General features: G+C 72.2%; 8 protein-coding genes. 2 read left to right on the top strand and 6 right to left on the bottom strand.

Annotated features, from left to right (window positions below):
- The first annotated feature begins 32 nt into the window (after positions 1-32).
- Positions 33-446: an ester cyclase gene (locus HHX33_RS06625; RefSeq protein ID WP_310741245.1), complete on the top strand. Its 414-nt coding sequence runs from the start codon at positions 33-35 to the stop codon at positions 444-446.
- A 72-nt stretch (positions 447-518) separates the two neighbouring features.
- Here the strand turns inward: HHX33_RS06625 and HHX33_RS06620 are convergent, their stop codons facing one another.
- Positions 519-2,831 (bottom strand): cellulose binding domain-containing protein, encoded by a 2,313-nt coding sequence (locus HHX33_RS06620; protein WP_182873812.1) that lies wholly within the window; start codon positions 2,829-2,831, stop codon positions 519-521.
- Between the two features lie 395 nt (positions 2,832-3,226).
- Between HHX33_RS06620 and HHX33_RS06615 the strand changes: the two genes are divergently transcribed.
- Positions 3,227-4,534: an NAD(P)/FAD-dependent oxidoreductase gene (locus HHX33_RS06615; protein ID WP_182873811.1), complete on the top strand. Its 1,308-nt coding sequence runs from the start codon at positions 3,227-3,229 to the stop codon at positions 4,532-4,534.
- Here HHX33_RS06615 and HHX33_RS06610 read toward each other — a convergent pair.
- The 5 genes from HHX33_RS06610 to HHX33_RS06590 all read right to left on the bottom strand — a co-directional run bounded on the left by HHX33_RS06610 (position 4,525) and on the right by HHX33_RS06590 (position 16,165).
- Positions 4,525-9,186 (bottom strand): HAMP domain-containing protein, encoded by a 4,662-nt coding sequence (locus HHX33_RS06610; RefSeq protein WP_182873810.1) that lies wholly within the window; start codon positions 9,184-9,186, stop codon positions 4,525-4,527. The two genes, HHX33_RS06615 and HHX33_RS06610, sit on opposite strands and share 10 nt — an antisense overlap.
- 190 nt (positions 9,187-9,376) lie before the next feature.
- Positions 9,377-9,799, bottom strand: coding sequence for a DUF6098 family protein (locus HHX33_RS06605; protein ID WP_138462071.1), 423 nt, complete (start codon positions 9,797-9,799; stop codon positions 9,377-9,379).
- A gap of 55 nt (positions 9,800-9,854) precedes the next feature.
- Positions 9,855-11,264: a M1 family metallopeptidase gene (locus HHX33_RS06600; RefSeq protein ID WP_182873809.1), complete on the bottom strand. Its 1,410-nt coding sequence runs from the start codon at positions 11,262-11,264 to the stop codon at positions 9,855-9,857.
- Positions 11,265-11,335: 71 nt separating this feature from the next.
- Complete coding sequence (locus HHX33_RS06595) at positions 11,336-12,067, bottom strand: BPL-N domain-containing protein (RefSeq protein ID WP_182873808.1); 732 nt, start codon at positions 12,065-12,067, stop codon at positions 11,336-11,338.
- 39 nt (positions 12,068-12,106) lie between these two features.
- Positions 12,107-16,165 carry a Pls/PosA family non-ribosomal peptide synthetase gene (locus HHX33_RS06590; RefSeq protein ID WP_182873807.1) on the bottom strand — a complete coding sequence of 1,353 codons (4,059 nt, stop codon included), beginning with the start codon at positions 16,163-16,165 and terminating at the stop codon, positions 12,107-12,109.
- Positions 16,166-16,267 lie beyond the last annotated feature (102 nt).

Below are 16,267 nucleotides of genomic sequence, written 5' to 3'. Positions count from 1 at the left end.
GAGGGACAGTCGTCATGTCCGACCCATGGGCTGTGAAGCGCCAGCTAACCGTCGCGCTCAACGAACATGACCTGGAGGGCGTGCTCGAGATCTTCAGCCCGGACGCCGTCCTCGTCTCGCCCTTCGGTGTGGCGGAGGGACTCGAGCAGATCGGGTGGATGTACGAGCAGATCTTCAGGGGCTTCCCCGACTTCCACCTCTTCGCGTGGTACGAAGCCGTCACCTGCGAGGCGCCCCTGATGGTGGAGTGGACGGCCACGGGCACGCACCTCGGGCCCATCCTGCTGCCGAACGGGTGCGAACTGCAGGGGACCGGTCGCCCGGTCACCTTCCGCGGCACCTGCGCGTCCTTCGTCGAGGACGGCAAGATCAAGAGCCATCGGGAGTATTTCGACCAGTTGGAGCTGTACGCCCAGCTCGGTCTGTGCCTGGCGGTCCCGGGCTGAGCGCTCCGGGCGCGCTCGGCGCGGCGGCGGCCGCGGACCTCGTCAGGTGGGTCCGCGGCCGCCGCCGGCGGATCACCTCAGATAGATGTTCGGCCTGGCGGGGGTCGCCATGCCGTCGCCGAGGAAGAAGCCCGGGTGGGGCGGCTGGTTGTAGGCGGTGTTCTGCCAGGCGATCGCCAGCCGGTACGTCGGGTCGTGCATGAGGGTGTGGATCTGCCGGGTGGTCGCGGTGGTCGTGCTGTAGATCCGCAGGGCGGTGTTGTCGCTCGTCGGCCAGACGACCTCCTCGCGCCAGTCGCCGAACAGGTCGGCCGACAGCGACGGGGTCGACTTGGTGCCGTTGTTGGAGTGGACCCCGCTCGCCGTCAGCAGCCGGGTGTCGCCACCGGTGCCGTACTTGTCGATGTGGGTGGCGTCGAGCAGCTCGCGCACCGGGTCGGCGTCCCACCACACGAGGAAGTTCGTCGAGCCGGGCTTGCGGCCGACGTTCTGTCCCCTGGTGTTGTAGACGCCGGAGACGGCGGACGACCACGACTCGGCGCCCGGGCTGCCGGACCAGATGTCGCCGGAGACACCGCGCCCGTTGTCGCAGCCGCAGGAGCCGTTGGTCCAGATGATCGATCCGGTGCGGGCGTCGGCCATCCACGCCGCGGGCTTGCTGGTGTCCTCGTCGACCTTGAACACCTCCAGCCCGGCCCGCGACGGGTCGAGGTCGCCGACGTGCAGCGCGTCGCCGTGCCCGTTGCCCGTGTTCCACAGCGGCGCGCCGTTGTCGTTGACCGCCATCGCGCCGAAGACGATCTCGTCCCTGCCGTCGCCGTCCACGTCGGCCACCGCCAGGTTGTGGTTGCCCTGGCCGGTGTACTGGCTGCCGCTGGAGTTGGAGTCGAACGTCCACCGCTTGGTCAGGGAGCCGTTGCGGAAGTCCCACGCCGCGATGACCGTACGGGTGTAGTAGCCGCGCGACATGATCAGCGACGGGCGGGCGCCGTCGAGGTAGGCGGTGGCGGCGAGGAAGCGGTCCACCCGGTTGCCGTAGGAGTCACCCCAGGAGGAGACCGTCCCGCGCGGCGGGTCGTAGTTCACGGTGGACAGGGCCGCGCCGGTCTGGCCGTTGAACATCGTCAGGTACTCCGGCCCGGACAGGACGTAGCCGGAGGAGTTGCGGTAGTCGGCCGAGGAACTGCCGATGACCCTCCCGGTGCCGTCCTTGGTGCCGTCGGCGGTCTTCATCGCCACCTCGGCCCTGCCGTCGCCGTCGTAGTCGTACACCTGGAACTGCGTGTAGTGCGCGCCCGCGCGGATGTTGCGGCCGAGGTCGATCCGCCACAGGCGGGAGCCGTTGAGCCGGTACGCGTCGACGAAGACGTTGCCGGTGTACCCGGACTGGGAGTTGTCCTTGGCGTTGGACGGGTCCCACTTCAGCACGATCTCGTACTGGCCGTCGCCGTCGAGGTCGCCCACGCTCGCGTCGTTGGCGCTGTAGGTGTAGGAGACTCCGTCGGGAGTCGTGCCGCCGGACGGCGGCTGGATGGGCACGTCGAGGTGGTCGCCGCCGGTGAAGCGCAGCGACGTCTCCGACGACGCCTGCTCGGCGCCGTTCACCACGGCCCGCACCGTGTACGACGCGTCGGCGGCGGCTCCGGAGTCGAGGTAGTTCGTGGAGTTGGTGATCGGCGAGGAGTTCAGCCTGGTCGATCCCCGGTAGACGTTGAACCCCGTGCCGGCGTTCTCGGTGCCGAGCAGCCGCCAGGAGACCAGGTTGCCGCTGCCGGACCGCACGCTGATCAGGCCGCGGTCGAGGTTCTCCATCTGCCGCGCGCCGGCCGGGATGGTCGTGGGGCTCGCCGACGGGCTCGGGGAGGGGCTGGGCGACGCGCTGGGCGACCGCGTCGGGCTGGCGCTGGGGCTGGGCGAGGCGCTGGGGCTGGGTGACGTGCTGGGACTCGCGCTGGGGCTGCTCGTGACCCCGCCGGTGCAGGTGGTGCCGTTGAGCGTGAAGCTCGCGGGCACGGGGTTGGCGGAGTCGTTCCACGAGCCGTTGAAGCCGAACGACGCCGTCCCGCCGGTGGGGATCGACCCGTTGTAGCCGGCGTCCTTCGCGGTCACCTGCGCGCCGCTCTGGGTGACCGTCGCGTTCCACGCCTGCGTCACCGTCTGTCCCGCGGTGTACGTCCAGGTGAGCGTCCAGCCGTTGACGGCGTCGCCGAGGTTGGTGATCGTCACGGAGGTGCCGAACCCGCCCTGCCACTGGTTCGTCACCTGATAGTCGACCCGGCAGCCCGCCGCCGCCGACGCGGGGAGGGCGGGCAGCGCCCCGGCTCCCGCGAGGGCGGCGGCCGAGGCCACGGCGGCGATCGACGCGAATCTTCGTCGTGTGGTCATCCAAGCTCCAGACGAGGGTGCCGGTGGTGCCGGCAGGGCCGCGACGGCGTCCGGGACGCACCGCCGACGCCGACGGCGCCATGCCGGGTGCCGCGTCATCACAACGCGAAACGGGCGCAGTGGTCAAACACCCCCGATTCACCCATGTGGACGCAGCCGCCCGCCGCGTTCCCGGACGGCCGCCCGAGCAGGTGAGAGCGCTCGCGGCCGGGCCCGCGCCGGTCGTCCCCGCCACGCCGGCCGGTGATGATCACTGAAAATTTCACCTCCGGGGCACGGCCGCGCTGGGAACGTGCACAGACCCGACCGGCCGCCGGCTGCATCCGCGGCCTCCGCCGGCCTCGAATACCGATGCGTAGACGTACGGCACGTCACGGCAAGAGGAGGAGCGGCCCATGCCACAGCCTGCCACGGTGATCGTCGTCGGCGCGGGACTCGCGGGCCTGGCCTGTGCCCTCCATCTGCACAGGGCGGGGGTGGCGGTCCGGGTCCTGGAGGCCTCGGACGGCGTGGGCGGCCGGATCCGCACCGACATCGTGGACGGCTTCCGGCTCGACCGCGGGTTCCAGGTCTTCAACACCGGCTATCCGGAGGCCGCCCGGGTCCTCGACATCCCGGCGCTGCGCCTGCGTCCGTTCACCTCGGGGGTGATCGTCTTCCGGGACGGGCGGCACGAGCGGGTGACGCTGCCGTGGCGGCATCCGCGCCAGGCGCTCAGCGGCCTGTTCGCCCGGGTGGGCACACCGGTGGACAAGGCCGTGCTCGCCGCGGTGACCACCCGCGACCTGCTGCTGCCCGGCTCCCTCGTACGGAGGAGGGGCGGCGCCGAGCGCCGCACCACCGAGGAGGAACTGCGGCACTGGGGCGCGTCCCCGGAGGTCGTCGAGAACCTGTTCCGGCCCTTCCTGTCGGGGGTGGTCCTGGAGCGGGAACTGGAGACCTCCGGCCGGATCTTCCACCTGCTCTGGCGGTCCTTCGTGCGGGGCGTCATCGGCCTGCCGGCCCTCGGCATGGGGCGGATCCCCGAGCAGCTCGCCGGCCGCCTCCCGCCGGACGCGGTCCGCCTGGAGACCCCCGTCGGCGCGCTGACCCCCACCGGCGTCGCCCTCGGCGGCGGGGGCGAGATGGAGGCGGCCGCCGTCGTGGTCGCGGCCGACCCGGCCACGGCGGGACGGCTCCTGCCCGGCCTGCCGGTGCCCGCGATGCGGTCGGTGACGACCTTCTACCACGCCGCTCCCGCGTCGCCGCTCTGGGAGCCGACGCAGATCGTGGACGCGGAGGGCGTGATCACCGACACGATCGTGGTCACCGACGCCGCGCCCGAGTACTCGTCCGACGGCCGCGCGCTGATCTCCACCTCGGTCCTCGGCGTGCACGGCGACCGGGACGAGCCCCGGGTGCGGGACCGGCTGGCGCGGATCTACGGCGACACCTCGTCGTGGGAGCACGTCGCCACCTACGCGATCGAGGCGGCCCTGCCCGCGATGCCGCCCCCGATGCCGCTGCGCCGCCCGGTGCGGGTGCCGGTCGAGGGTCCCGGGGCGCGGCGCTACGTCTGCGGCGACCACCGCGACACCGGGTCCATCCAGGGCGCGCTGGTCTCCGGACGGCGGGCCGCCCGGGCGGTGCTGGAGGACCTGCGCACGCGCCCGGTGGCGGCCCGGCAGGGCCGGACCGCCCGCGACCGCGCCGGTCAGGCCTGAGCGCCGGAGCCGTCGCCGGTACCGCTGCCGGGGTCCTCGCCGGAGTCCGCGCGGGCGCCGTTGCCGGGCAGGTCCAGCCAGTGCTGCATGCAGACGATGAGCTCCTCGGCGTCGACGGGCTTGGTGACGTAGTCGCTCGCGCCCGACGACAGCGTCTTCTCCCGGTCGCCGTGCATGGCCTTGGCGGTCACCGCGATGATCGGCAGCTTGGCGAAGCGCGGCATGGACCGGATGGCGGCGGTGGCGGCGTAGCCGTCCATCTCCGGCATCATGATGTCCATCAGCACCAGGTCAACGTCGTCGTTGCGCATCAGCACGTCGATGCCCTTGCGGCCGTTCTCCGCGTACAGCACCTGCATGCCGTGCAGTTCGAGGATCGTGGTGAGGGCGAAGACGTTGCGCACGTCGTCGTCCACCACCAGGACCTTGCGGCCGACCAGCGCGCTGTCGACCTTCCCGGTCTCGTGCGCGCCCTCCTCGGCGGGCGGCTGCTGCACGAGCGGCAGCACGTCGCCGGGCTCGTTCGCCGACAGGTGCAGCGTGATCCGCTCACGCAGCTCGTCCAGGCTGGGCAGGCGCTCCAGCGGCTGGTTGCGGGAGCGCACCTGGAGCAGGTCCTCCTGCGGACGCGACAGCTTGCGCGAGTGGTGCGCGAGCACCGGCAGCGTCCGCAGGGAGGCGTCGCGGTCCAGGCCCCTCAGGAAGTCCGCCACGATGTCGTGGGGCATGCCGAGGTCGAGGACGATGCAGTGCACGCTCTCCCGGAGCAGCAGCGACAGCGCCGAGTCCGGGTCGTTCGCGGTCGACACCTGTACGGATCCGTGGGTGTCGCGCAGGTCCGCCGCGACGCTCTGCGCCAGCATCGACAGCAGGCCACCCGGCCTGGCCTCGACGACCAGCAGGCGGCGGCGCGCCCCGCCGTCGCTCCTGCCGTCCCCGTTCTCGCCTGCCCTCTCGCCGTTCCTGCGGTCGGGTCCGGCGCCCAGGACGGCCGCGACGGCGCCGGCCGTCGTCACCGGGGAGACCTGAGTCCGCTCCGGCTCCGGCACGCCGGCCTCCGGCTCGTCCCGGTCCGCCAGGTTCTGGGCGGCGAAGTGGGTCAACGGGAGATAGAGGGTGAACGTGCTGCCCTCGCCCAGCGCGCTCGTCGCGTGGATCTCGCCGCCGAGCAGGGTGGCGATCTCCCGGCTGATCGACAGGCCGAGGCCGGTGCCGCCGTACTTGCGGCTGGTCGTGCCGTCGGCCTGCTGGAAGGCGTCGAAGATCTGCGAGAGGTTCTCCGGGGCGATGCCGATGCCGGTGTCCACCACGTGGAAGGCGAGGACCTCCTGCCCGGCGGCGCCCGGCAGGTCCGCGCCGGGCGCGCGTTCGATGCGGAGCTCGACCGAGCCCGCCTCGGTGAACTTGACCGCGTTCGACAGCAGGTTGCGCAGCACCTGCCGCAGCCGCTGCTCGTCGGTCATCAGGCGGGCCGGGACGCCGGAGGCGACGGTGACGCCGAAGCGCAGGCCCTTCTGGGTGGTCAGCGGCCGGAAGTTGGCCTCCACGTAGTCGAGGAGCTGACGCAGGCTGACCGGCTCCGGCGTGATGTCCATCTTGCCGGCCTCGATCTTCGACAGGTCGAGGATGTCGTTGATGAGCTGCAGCAGGTCGGTGCCGGCCGAGTGGATGACGTTCGCGTACTCCACCTGCTTGGGCGTGAGGTTGCGGGTGGGGTTCTGCGCGAGGAGCTGGGCCAGGATGAGCAGCGAGTTGAGCGGGGTGCGCAGCTCGTGGCTCATGTTGGCGAGGAACTCGCTCTTGTACTTGGAGGCCAGCGCGAGCTGCTGGGCGCGGTCCTCCAGCTCCTGACGGGCCTGCTCGATCTCGGTGTTCTTGGTCTCGATGTCGCGGTTCTGCTGGGCCAGCAGCTCCGCCTTCTCCTCCAGCTCGGCGTTCGAGCGCTGCAGCTCCTCCTGCCGCACCTGCAGCTCGGTGGCGAGCCGCTGCGACTCGGCGAGCAGCGCGTCGGTGCGGGCGTTGGCCACGATCGTGTTGACGTTGACGCCGATCGTCTCGACGAGCTGCTCCAGGAAGTCGCGGTGGGCCGTGGAGAACCGGCCCAGGCTGGCCAGCTCGATCACGCCGAGAACCTGGTCCTCCACCACGATCGGCAGCACGACGAGGCTGGCCGGACCGGTCTGCCCGAGGCTGGACGAGACCGTCAGGTAGGCCGGCGGGACCTCCTCCACCAGGATCGTCCGCCTGGCCTGCGCGGCCTGGCCGACGAGGGACTCCCCGAACGCGTGGCGGCGGGAGATCTCCCGGTGGCCGTAGCAGCCGACCACCCGCAGCTCCGCGCCCGCCGGGGTCTCCTCCGCCAGCAGGAACGTGCCGTGCTGCGCGTTGACCAGCGGCGCCAGCTCGTTCATGACCAGCTCGGCGACCGCCGACAGGTCGCGGTGGCCCTGCATGAGCCCGGAGATGCGGGCCAGGTTGGTCTTGAGCCAGTCCTGCTCCTGGTTGGCCCGGGTCGACTCGCGCAGCGACTCCACCATGGAGTTGACGTTGTCCTTGAGGTCGGCGAGCTCGCCCTCCGCGTCCACCGTGATGGACCGGGTGAGGTCGCCGGAGGTCACGGCGCTGGTGACCTCGGCGATCGCGCGCACCTGGCGGGTGAGGTTGCCGGCCAGCTCGTTGACGTTCTCGGTCAGCCGCTTCCAGGTGCCCGACACGCCCTCGACCTCGGCCTGACCGCCCAGCCGTCCCTCGCTGCCCACCTCGCGGGCGACGCGGGTGACCTCCGCGGCGAACGACGAGAGCTGGTCGACCATCGTGTTGATGGTCGTCTTGAGCTCCAGGATCTCGCCCCGGGCGTCGACGTCGATCTTCTTGGTCAGGTCGCCCTGGGCGACCGCCGTCGTGACCTGGGCGATGGACCGCACCTGGTTGGTCAGGTTGTCGGCCATGGAGTTCACGTTGTCGGTGAGGTCCTTCCAGGTGCCCGCCACGTTGGGCACCCGCGCCTGGCCGCCGAGCTGGCCTTCGGTGCCGACCTCGCGGGCGACGCGGGTGACCTCGTCGGCGAAGGCGCTGAGGGTGTCGACCATGGTGTTGATGGTCTGGGCGAGCGCGGCGACCTCGCCCTTGGCCTCGACGGTGATCTTCTGGGAGAGGTCGCCCTTGGCGACGGCGGTGGCGACCTGCGCGATGGACCGCACCTGGCTGGTGAGGTTGGACGCCATGACGTTCACCGAGTCGGTGAGGTCCTTCCAGGTGCCCGACACCCCGCGTACGGTCGCCTGGCCGCCCAGGCGGCCCTCGGTGCCGACCTCCCGGGACACCCGGGTGACCTCGTCGGCGAAGGACGAGAGCTGGTCGACCATCGTGTTGATGGTCTCCTTGAGCTCCAGGATCTCGCCCCGGGCGTCCACGCGGATCTTCTGCGACAGGTCGCCGCGGGCGACCGCCGTCGTGACCTGGGCGATGGACCGCACCTGGTCGGTGAGGTTGTCGGCCATGACGTTCACCGACTCGGTCAGCGCCTTCCAGGTGCCGGAGACGCCCTTCACGTCGGCCTGGCCGCCGAGGCGGCCTTCGGTGCCGACCTCGCGGGCGACGCGGGTGACCTCGTCGGCGAAGGCGCTGAGGGTGTCGACCATGGTGTTGATGGTCTGGGCGAGCGCGGCGACCTCGCCCTTGGCCTCGACGGTGATCTTCTGGGAGAGGTCGCCCTTGGCGACGGCGGTGGCGACCTGGGAGATGTTGCGGACCTGGCTGGTGAGGTTGCCGGCCATGAAGTTCACGGAGTCGGTGAGGTCGCGCCAGGTGCCGGAGACGCCCTTCACGTCGGCCTGGCCGCCGAGCTGGCCTTCGGTGCCGACCTCGCGGGCGACGCGGGTGACCTCGTCGGCGAAGGACGAGAGCTGGTCGACCATGGTGTTGACGGTGTTCTTGAGTTCGAGGATCTCGCCTCGGGCGTCGACGGTGATCTTCTGGGAGAGGTCGCCCTTGGCGACGGCGGTGGTGACCTCGGCGATGGAGCGGACCTGGCTGGTGAGGTTGCCGGCCATGAAGTTCACCGAGTCGGTGAGGTCGCGCCAGGTCCCGGCCACGCCGGGGACCTGCGCCTGGCCGCCGAGCTGGCCCTCGGTGCCGACCTCGCGGGCCACACGGGTGACCTCGTCGGCGAAGGACGAGAGCTGGTCGACCATCGTGTTGACGGTGTTCTTGAGTTCGAGGATCTCGCCCCGGGCGTCGACGGTGATCTTCTGGGAGAGGTCGCCCTTGGCGACGGCGGTGGTGACCTCGGCGATGGAGCGGACCTGGCTGGTGAGGTTGCCCGCCATCGCGTTCACCGAGTCGGTGAGGTCCTTCCAGGTGCCGGAGACCGCCGGCACCTCGGCCTGGCCGCCGAGCTGGCCTTCGGTGCCGACCTCCCGCGCCACCCGGGTCACCTCGGAGGTGAAGAGGGAGAGCTGGTCGACCATTCCGTTGAAGACGGTCGCTATCTCCTGCAGCAGCCCGTCGCCGTCCTCCGGCAGCCGGGTGCCGAAGTCTCCGTCCCGTACGGCGGTCAGGCCCGCCAGGAGTTCCCGCAGATCCAGTTCCGGATCGCCGCCGGCGGCGCGGGATGTTCTCGCGCGCTTGACGGTGCCAGCTCTCTCGACCATGTCCACCCTCGCGATCCCGTCTGACCAGGAAAAGAAAGCATATAAAGCACCGCCGGGCGCGTCGCCCCGCGGCCGCGCGAATGGTACATCTCGCAGGGTGCGAACGCCGTATCTCCCTGGTAGGCCAGGGGAGACGCGGGACGGCCGGAAGGGGTCCGGAGAGGCCCGGAGAGATCTGGCGCGGAGGGGCTCAGCCAGTGGAGTCGCGGCCGGCGTCGAACGCCTTCTCGTAGTGCTCGCGGGCCTGCTCGACCACCGCGTCGTCGATCCACGCCACCGGCTCGACGTGGTCGATGAGCGGCTCGTGGTCGGGGCCCCGCCCCGCCACGCGGCCGGTCAACACCCAGGCGTGCCGCTCCTCGTCCTGCTCGGCCAGATGTGTGTACTTGCACATCTGGCGGGCCAGCCAGTCGTGCGTCGATCTCGTCCACCAGTGCTCGGCGTCGAGCACGGTCACCGACAGCCCGGGCAGCTCCAGGCCGCTCTCGTAGTCGACGCTGGGCTTGCCCTCGTCGGCGTCCGGCCCCTTCGAGTACCGCAGGTAGAGGCCGGGCCGGCGTTCGACCAGCTCGGTCAGCTCGTCCAGGCTCTTGATCGTCGGTAGTCCGCTCACCTCGCCCCCCGTGGCCGCGTCTCCTCCCCCCCCGCATGAACAGGGCAAACCCGTCTCATTCCGCCGGCGTCGAGCGGAACACCGACTGCGGCGGCTTCTTCGCCTGGTAGAGCCACGCGTCGAAGAAGGGGCCGAGCTTCTGCCCGCTCAGCCTCTCCGCGAGGGCGACGAAGTCGGCCGTGGTCACCGTGCCGTACCTGTGCTCCTGCGCCCAGGTCTTCAGCAGGGTGAAGAACACCTTGTCGCCGATCTTCTCCCGGAGGGCGTGCACCGTCATCGCGCCGCGCAGGTAGATCGCGTTCTCGTCGAACATGTGCGCCTGGCCGGGGTCACCGGTCTTCAGACGCCAGAAGGCGCCGTCCTTCCGATAGAGCCGGTCGAAGGTGTCCCTGGCGGAGGGCCCGTCGTGCTGCTCCTCGTAGAGCCATTCCGTGTATTTAGCGAAGCCCTCGTTGAGCCAGATGTCCCGCCAGCTCCGCACCCCGACGCTGTCGCCGAACCACTGGTGGGCCAGTTCGTGCACGATCTCGGAGTCGTCGGTCGGGCCGCCGCTGTAGACGGGCCGGCCCTGCGTCTCCAGCGCCGTCACGGAGCCGCGGCCGTCCGCGACCCCGCCGGTGGAGGAGAACGGGTAGGGGCCGAAGAGCGACGACTCCCACCTGACGGCCTCCGCCGTGAGATCGTGCAGACGCTTCGACTTCTCCGCCAGCGCCGGGTCGTACGCCGTCACGTTCGGTATGCCGTCGACGGTCCCCTCACTGACCTCGAAATGGCCGATGGCGAGCATGGCGAGGTAGGGCGCCATCGGCTGCCGCATCTCCCATCGCACGGTTCGGTAGCCGTCGGAGCCGGCCGCCTCGTCCGCGCTCGCGCGCTCGCCGTTGGCCAGCACGGTCAGCTCCTCGGGCGCGGACACCCGGAAGCTGAAGGTGGCCTTGTCCGCCGGGCTGTCGTTGGCCGGGAACCAGCTGCGCGCGCCGTCCGGCTGGGACGCGACGAACGCGCCGTCCTTGGTGTTGATCCACCCCTGCTGGCCGGTGTCGTCCGAGACCGCCGTGAGCTTCCCGGCGTAGGAGACCGCGACCGTGAAGGCGGTCCCGGCCTTCAGCCCGGCGGCCGGAGTGATCACCAGTTCCTGGCCGTCGCGGCGGAAGCCGGCGCGGGCGCCGTCCACCGTCACGCTCTTGACCTCCGGTCCCGAGAAGTCGAGGTCGAACCGGGACAGGTTGTGGGTGGCGGTCGCGGTGATCGTCGCGGTGGCGTCCGCGGTGTGGTCGCCGGGGTCGAACCGGAGCCGCAGATCGTAGTGGCCGACGTCGTAGCCGCCGTTTCCCTGCAGGGGGTAGTACGGGTCGCCGATCCCCGGCGCGCCGGGAAGGAACGCGCCCGGCTCCGCGGCGGCGGGAGCGGCCGGGGACGCGATCATCATGACACTGGCGGCCAGGGCGGCTAATTTACGCACCATGTCCCCATAATGGGGATTTTCCGGAGAAAGCGGTAATTCATCACATTCTTCACATAAGACGCGAAAGCACCTCAGGCGTCGGCCATCACCTCGTTCACCAGATCGAGGCCGAGGTCCTGCGCCCGCCGCACCGGCAGATCGGCGTCGGCGAACCAGTCGTCGGTCGCCTCCGGGTGCGGGCCGACGACGGCGACCCTGCCCTCGCCGTACGGCGTGACGAGGGCGGCGACGGCGCCGTTGGGATAGGTGGCCAGGACGGTGGCCCGGTTGCCCGGCTCCAGCAGGAAGCAGGGGCCGTCCTGGAAGAAGACGCTGCGCTCCCGGCCGCGCCATCGCACGTCGACGAGGGTGTCCTCCTCGTCGTCCACGGTGGCGCCCGGCGTGGCGATGTACTGGTCGGTGTCGCCCGGCAGCAGGGCGAAACCGGGAGTGGCGCCGGCGAGATAGCCGCCCAGGCAGAAGCCGAGGTACCGGCCGCCTCCGGCGACGTAGTCGCGCAGCGCGCCGCGGTGCCGTTTGAGGTGCCGGTAACCCCGGGACAGGTCTCCGCCGCCCGGCTGGGCGTACACCGCGGCCAGGGACAGCGACTCCGCCGTGAGCGGCACCTTCTCGTGCGGGCCCGTGTAACGCACGTCGAAGCCCCAGCGGCTCGCCTCCAGCAGCCCGGCGACCGCCTCGGAGCACCCGGGAACCGAGGCCGGGCCCCGGTAGACGAGCGCGAGCGGCTGTCCGGAAGGCCGCAGCGGGGCCGGCTCGGAGTGGAAGGCGCGCCGTACGGCGCCGAGAATGCCGTCGAATCCCATCAGACCCTCACCCGATCCCCTGTCGCTCGCCCATCGCGCTCACATGTCCCCGACGGCGGCCTGCGCCGGGATGCCGCGCCAGCTCGTCCCCGGGGTGAGCCGCTCGCCCTTCATCAGCAACGACAGGGCGCCGAGCGAGACGTCCTCGCCCACCACCGAGTCGTAGAGGACCACGGAACGGGCGCCGACGCTGGAGCCGGACCGGACCGTGACGGCCGACATCTTCATGACCCGGTCCTCGAACAGGTGGGTCTGCAGCGACACCCCCGGCCCGATCGCGACGTCGTCGCCCACCTCCACCAGGTCGAACTCGGTCAGATACGTGGTCGCGATCCAGGCGCGCCTGCCGATGCGGGCCCCGAACCACCGCAGCACGGCCGGCAGGAACGGGGTTCCGGCCAGGAGGGCGACCCCGGCGGGCACCGCGGCGGCCTCCCACAGCCCGGTGACGAACTCGGTGCGCCGGACGAACCTGCTCCACAACGGCTCCACTCTCGGCCGGTACGCGCCGATGAGGCGGCGTTTGAACGCGACGCAGCAACCGACCACCCCCAGCGACGCGGCGCCGGCGACGAGCGGCGCCGCGGCCGCCACCACGGGCAGGGGCAGGAGGCGCGCGAGCGCGTGCACGCCCAGGAGGTGGAGGTAGAGCGCGGCGCCGAACAGCATCGCCGGGAGCGTGGCGCGGAAGAACTCGACGCCCAGGCGGTGCAGCACCAGCAGGCGCGGCGGCCGGAACGTCTGGTCTTCCGGAAACGCGCCGCTGTCCTGCCGTACGGGAAGGTGCATCGCGGGCGAGCCCAGCCACGAGGTGCCCTCCGGCACGCCGTCCGGCGGCGGGACGGTGCTGACACCCACCAGCGAGCCCGGCCCCATCCGCGTCCCGGCCGGGACGACCGCGGCGTTGCCGACGAACGCGCGCCTGCCGACCTCGGTGGGACGCAGGGCGATCCGGCCACGGGCGAAGCTGGCCGCGCCGACGCCCGCCATGTCCGCGACGAAGCTCTCCTCGCGCAGCGTGAGGAGATCGGGGTCGAGCTGCGCGGCCGTCGACACCTCGGCCCGGCGGCCGACCCGCGCGCCGAGCAGCCGCAGCCACGGCGAGGTGTACAGCGTGCCGTAGAGCGAGTTGGTCAGCGTCAGGCTGGACTCCAGGAGTTTGTCCACGGCCCACTTGCGCACGCCGAGGCAGGAACGCGCCGGATGGACGCCGGCCGGCGCCTTCGGCAGCACGAGCCGTTTGCCGGCGGCCACCACCACGCAGACGACGGCCACGAACAGCGGGCCCGCCAGGAAAACGGCGACCGGAGCCGCCGGCGGGCCCCAGGCGGCCACGACCGTCCAGATGACCAGGACGCTCGGCATGATCGTGGCCAGCAGGATCGCCTCGATGCAGACGAGGCCGGCCACGGCGGCGGCCACGTGGCGGGCCTTCCAGCTCCCTGCGCCGGCGGGGGCGCGCAGCATCGCCTCGACGTCCGGCCCCACGGACTCCACGGGATTCGGCGGCGACCCGGCCCAGCGCCCTCCTGGTGGCACCGTCTCGCCGTGCGTCAGGGCCGACTGGTCGCCGAGCGCGGCGTGGCCGGCGACCCGTGCGCCCGGCCCGAGCACGGCGCCGTTCCCGACGAACGCGTGCGGCCCGATCTCCACCGGGGCGACGACCACCCACCCGTCCTCCACCAGCCAGGCGTGCAGCGAGGCGCGGTAGCCGACCGAGGCGCCCTCGCCGATCCGCAGCATCGCCGGGAGGTTGACGTCGGCCGTCGCGACGGCGGTGGCGGGCCCGACCTTCGCGCCGAGCAGCCGCAGGTAGGGGGCCATCATGGGCGAGCCGCTCAGCGTCCGCAGCGGAGACAGGGACAGCAGCAGGTTCGTCGCCCACAGCCGCAGGTAGGTCGCGCCCCACAGCGGGTGACGACCCGGCCGGACGCCGCCCGACAGCGGCCGCACCAGCAGCACGGGCAGCAGCCAGCGCACCCAGAGGTACGCGGCCGCCGCGGCCAGCGCCAGCGCGCCGACCAGGTCGGTCCCCGTTCCGGGGAGGAGCAGCCAGTCCTCCTGCGTCCTGCGGCCCCCGGGGAGCGGGCCGCCGTGGGGCGTGGTCCAGGCGTACAGCGTGACGGAGACCGGCAACGTGACCATGAGGAGCAGCAGGTAGACGACCACGCTCTGCGCCGCCCCGGCGGCCGCGACCGTCCGGCCGCCGTGCCGCAGCGGCCTCGGGCGGGGACGGGAGGCCGGCGCGCGTCCGCCCCCGCGGCCTCCGTTCGCGGAGAGGTGCGCGGCGAGGCGGCGTACGGTCGGGTTCGCGTAGAGGTCGCGCACCGCGAGCCCCGCGCCGATCTCGCTCGTCCGCAGGAGCGACACGATGCGCGCGGCCAGCAGGGAGTGGCCGCCGAGGTCGGTGAAGAAGTCCGCCTCGACCGACAGCGACTCGGGGTCGAGCCCGAACTCCTCCGCCCACGCGGCGCGCAGCCGTGTCTCCAGTGCGCCCTCGGCGGGCGCCACCGGCCCGGAGCCGACCAGACGGCGGCCGCTCGGCCGCGGCAGCCGCCCGCGGTCCACCTTGCCGCTCGGCATGGTGGGCAGGGCGGCCACGACGTCCAGGAACGACGGCACCATGTAGGCCGGAAGGCGGCGGCTCAGGCGATCGCGCAGCCTCCCGGTGAGCGCCTCGTCGTGGCCGTTCGCGGGCACGACGTAGGCGGCGAGTTCCCCGTCCGGTCCGTCCACGCCCGGCGCGGGCATCAGGGCGGCCACGGCCTCGGCGACGCCGGCGTCCTCCAGCAGCACGTTCTCGATCTCGCCCAGGTCCACCCGGTGTCCGCGGATCTTCACCTCGGCGTCGGAGCGGCCGAGGTATTCGAGTTCCCCGGTCGCGGTCACCCGGCCGAGGTCTCCAGTGCGGTACAACCTGCCGCCGGGGGGCGCCAGCGGGTGCTCGACGAAGCGGTCGGCGGTCAGGGCGGGACGGCCGACGTAGCCGCGGGCGACGCCGGGACCCCCGATGCAGATCTCGCCGACCTCGCCGTCCGGCACCGGCTCGCGCCGTTCGTCGAGCAGCACGACGGTGTAGGTGGGCAACGGCCTGCCGATGGTGACCGGCCGTCCCGGCAGCAGTTCGGCGCAGGTCGCGGTGACCGTCGCCTCGGTCGGCCCGTACGTGTTGAGCATCCGCCGCCCCGGCCGGCTCCACCGCTCCACCAGCGGCGCCGGGCAGGGCTCGCCCCCGACGAGGATGGTGCGCAGGGACGGCACGTCACGCGGGATCGTCGCGAGCAGCGTCGGGACGCAGTACAGGATCGTGATTTTGTGCTGGTCCAGGAAGTCCGCCAGCTCCGCGCCGAGCTGCCGGGAGCCGGCCGGTCCCCCGACGAGGGCCGCGCCGGCCGACCAGGTCGGCCAGATCTCCTCGACGGAGAAGTCGAAGGAGATGGACATCCCCTGGTAGACGCGGTCGTCCGGCCGCACGCCGTACAGCTCCGGCACCACTCGGAGGAAGTTGCAGATGCTCGACTGGGCCACCTCGACACCCTTCGGGCGCCCGCTCGACCCGGAGGTGTACATGACGTACGCGGCCGGGTCGTCGTCCGCCGCGCCGTTGAGCGGTCCGGAGAACGGACGGGTGGCGGGCGCCGACGCGATCAGGTCCGCGGAGGCGTCGAGGGCGAGCACGCGGCGGCCCGGCGCCCTGACCTCCGGAGCCCGCCCGGACGTGGTGAGCACGAGGTCGACGCCGGCGTCGCCGAGGATGTAGCCGGTTCGGTCCGGGGGCGACTGCGGGTCGAGCGGCACGAACGCCGCCCCCGCCTTGCCCACCGCGAGCAGCGCCAGGTAGGTGTCCGGCGACCGCGGCAGCAGGATCGCCACCCGGGAACCGCGTCCGGCCCCCAGGTCGCGCAGGAGGTGCGCGAGCCGGTTCGCCCGCGCGTCGAGCGCGGCGTAGGTCCAGCTCAGCCGCCCGCACTCCAGGGCCGTCGCCGACGGCGTCAGGTCGCAACGGGATTCGAAGACGTGGTGCAGGCGTCCGGGCGACCTCCCGGGCAGGGCCCGCGAGGCGTCGGCCTGCGCTGTTCGAGATAAGTAACCCGGCATGATCACCCTTTGGCCGATCGCGTACGGACGGGTGGGCGTGATCGTCGGTGGCCCCGCGTACGCTCGGGTGCGACCCTTCGGCGGGACGCGGACGCGCGGGGA

The organism is Microbispora sp. H10670 (assembly GCF_014161385.1).
Classification (GTDB): Bacteria; Actinomycetota; Actinomycetes; order Streptosporangiales; family Streptosporangiaceae; genus Microbispora; species Microbispora triticiradicis.
The sequence above is the reverse complement of the archived record's forward strand: the minus strand, read 5'-3'. Positions and strand labels throughout refer to the sequence as shown.

Bases quoted from the DNA above. Each gene is read 5' to 3' on its own strand.
- HHX33_RS06620 (WP_182873812.1), bottom strand. From the start codon at position 2,831: ATGACCACACGACGAAGATTCGCGTCGATCGCCGCCGTGGCCTCGGCC.
- HHX33_RS06615 (WP_182873811.1), top strand. From the start codon at position 3,227: ATGCCACAGCCTGCCACGGTGATCGTCGTCGGCGCGGGACTCGCGGGC.
- HHX33_RS06610 (WP_182873810.1), bottom strand. From the start codon at position 9,186: ATGGTCGAGAGAGCTGGCACCGTCAAGCGCGCGAGAACATCCCGCGCC.
- HHX33_RS06600 (WP_182873809.1), bottom strand. From the start codon at position 11,264: ATGGTGCGTAAATTAGCCGCCCTGGCCGCCAGTGTCATGATGATCGCG.
- HHX33_RS06595 (WP_182873808.1), bottom strand. From the start codon at position 12,067: ATGGGATTCGACGGCATTCTCGGCGCCGTACGGCGCGCCTTCCACTCC.
- HHX33_RS06590 (WP_182873807.1), bottom strand. From the start codon at position 16,165: ATGCCGGGTTACTTATCTCGAACAGCGCAGGCCGACGCCTCGCGGGCC.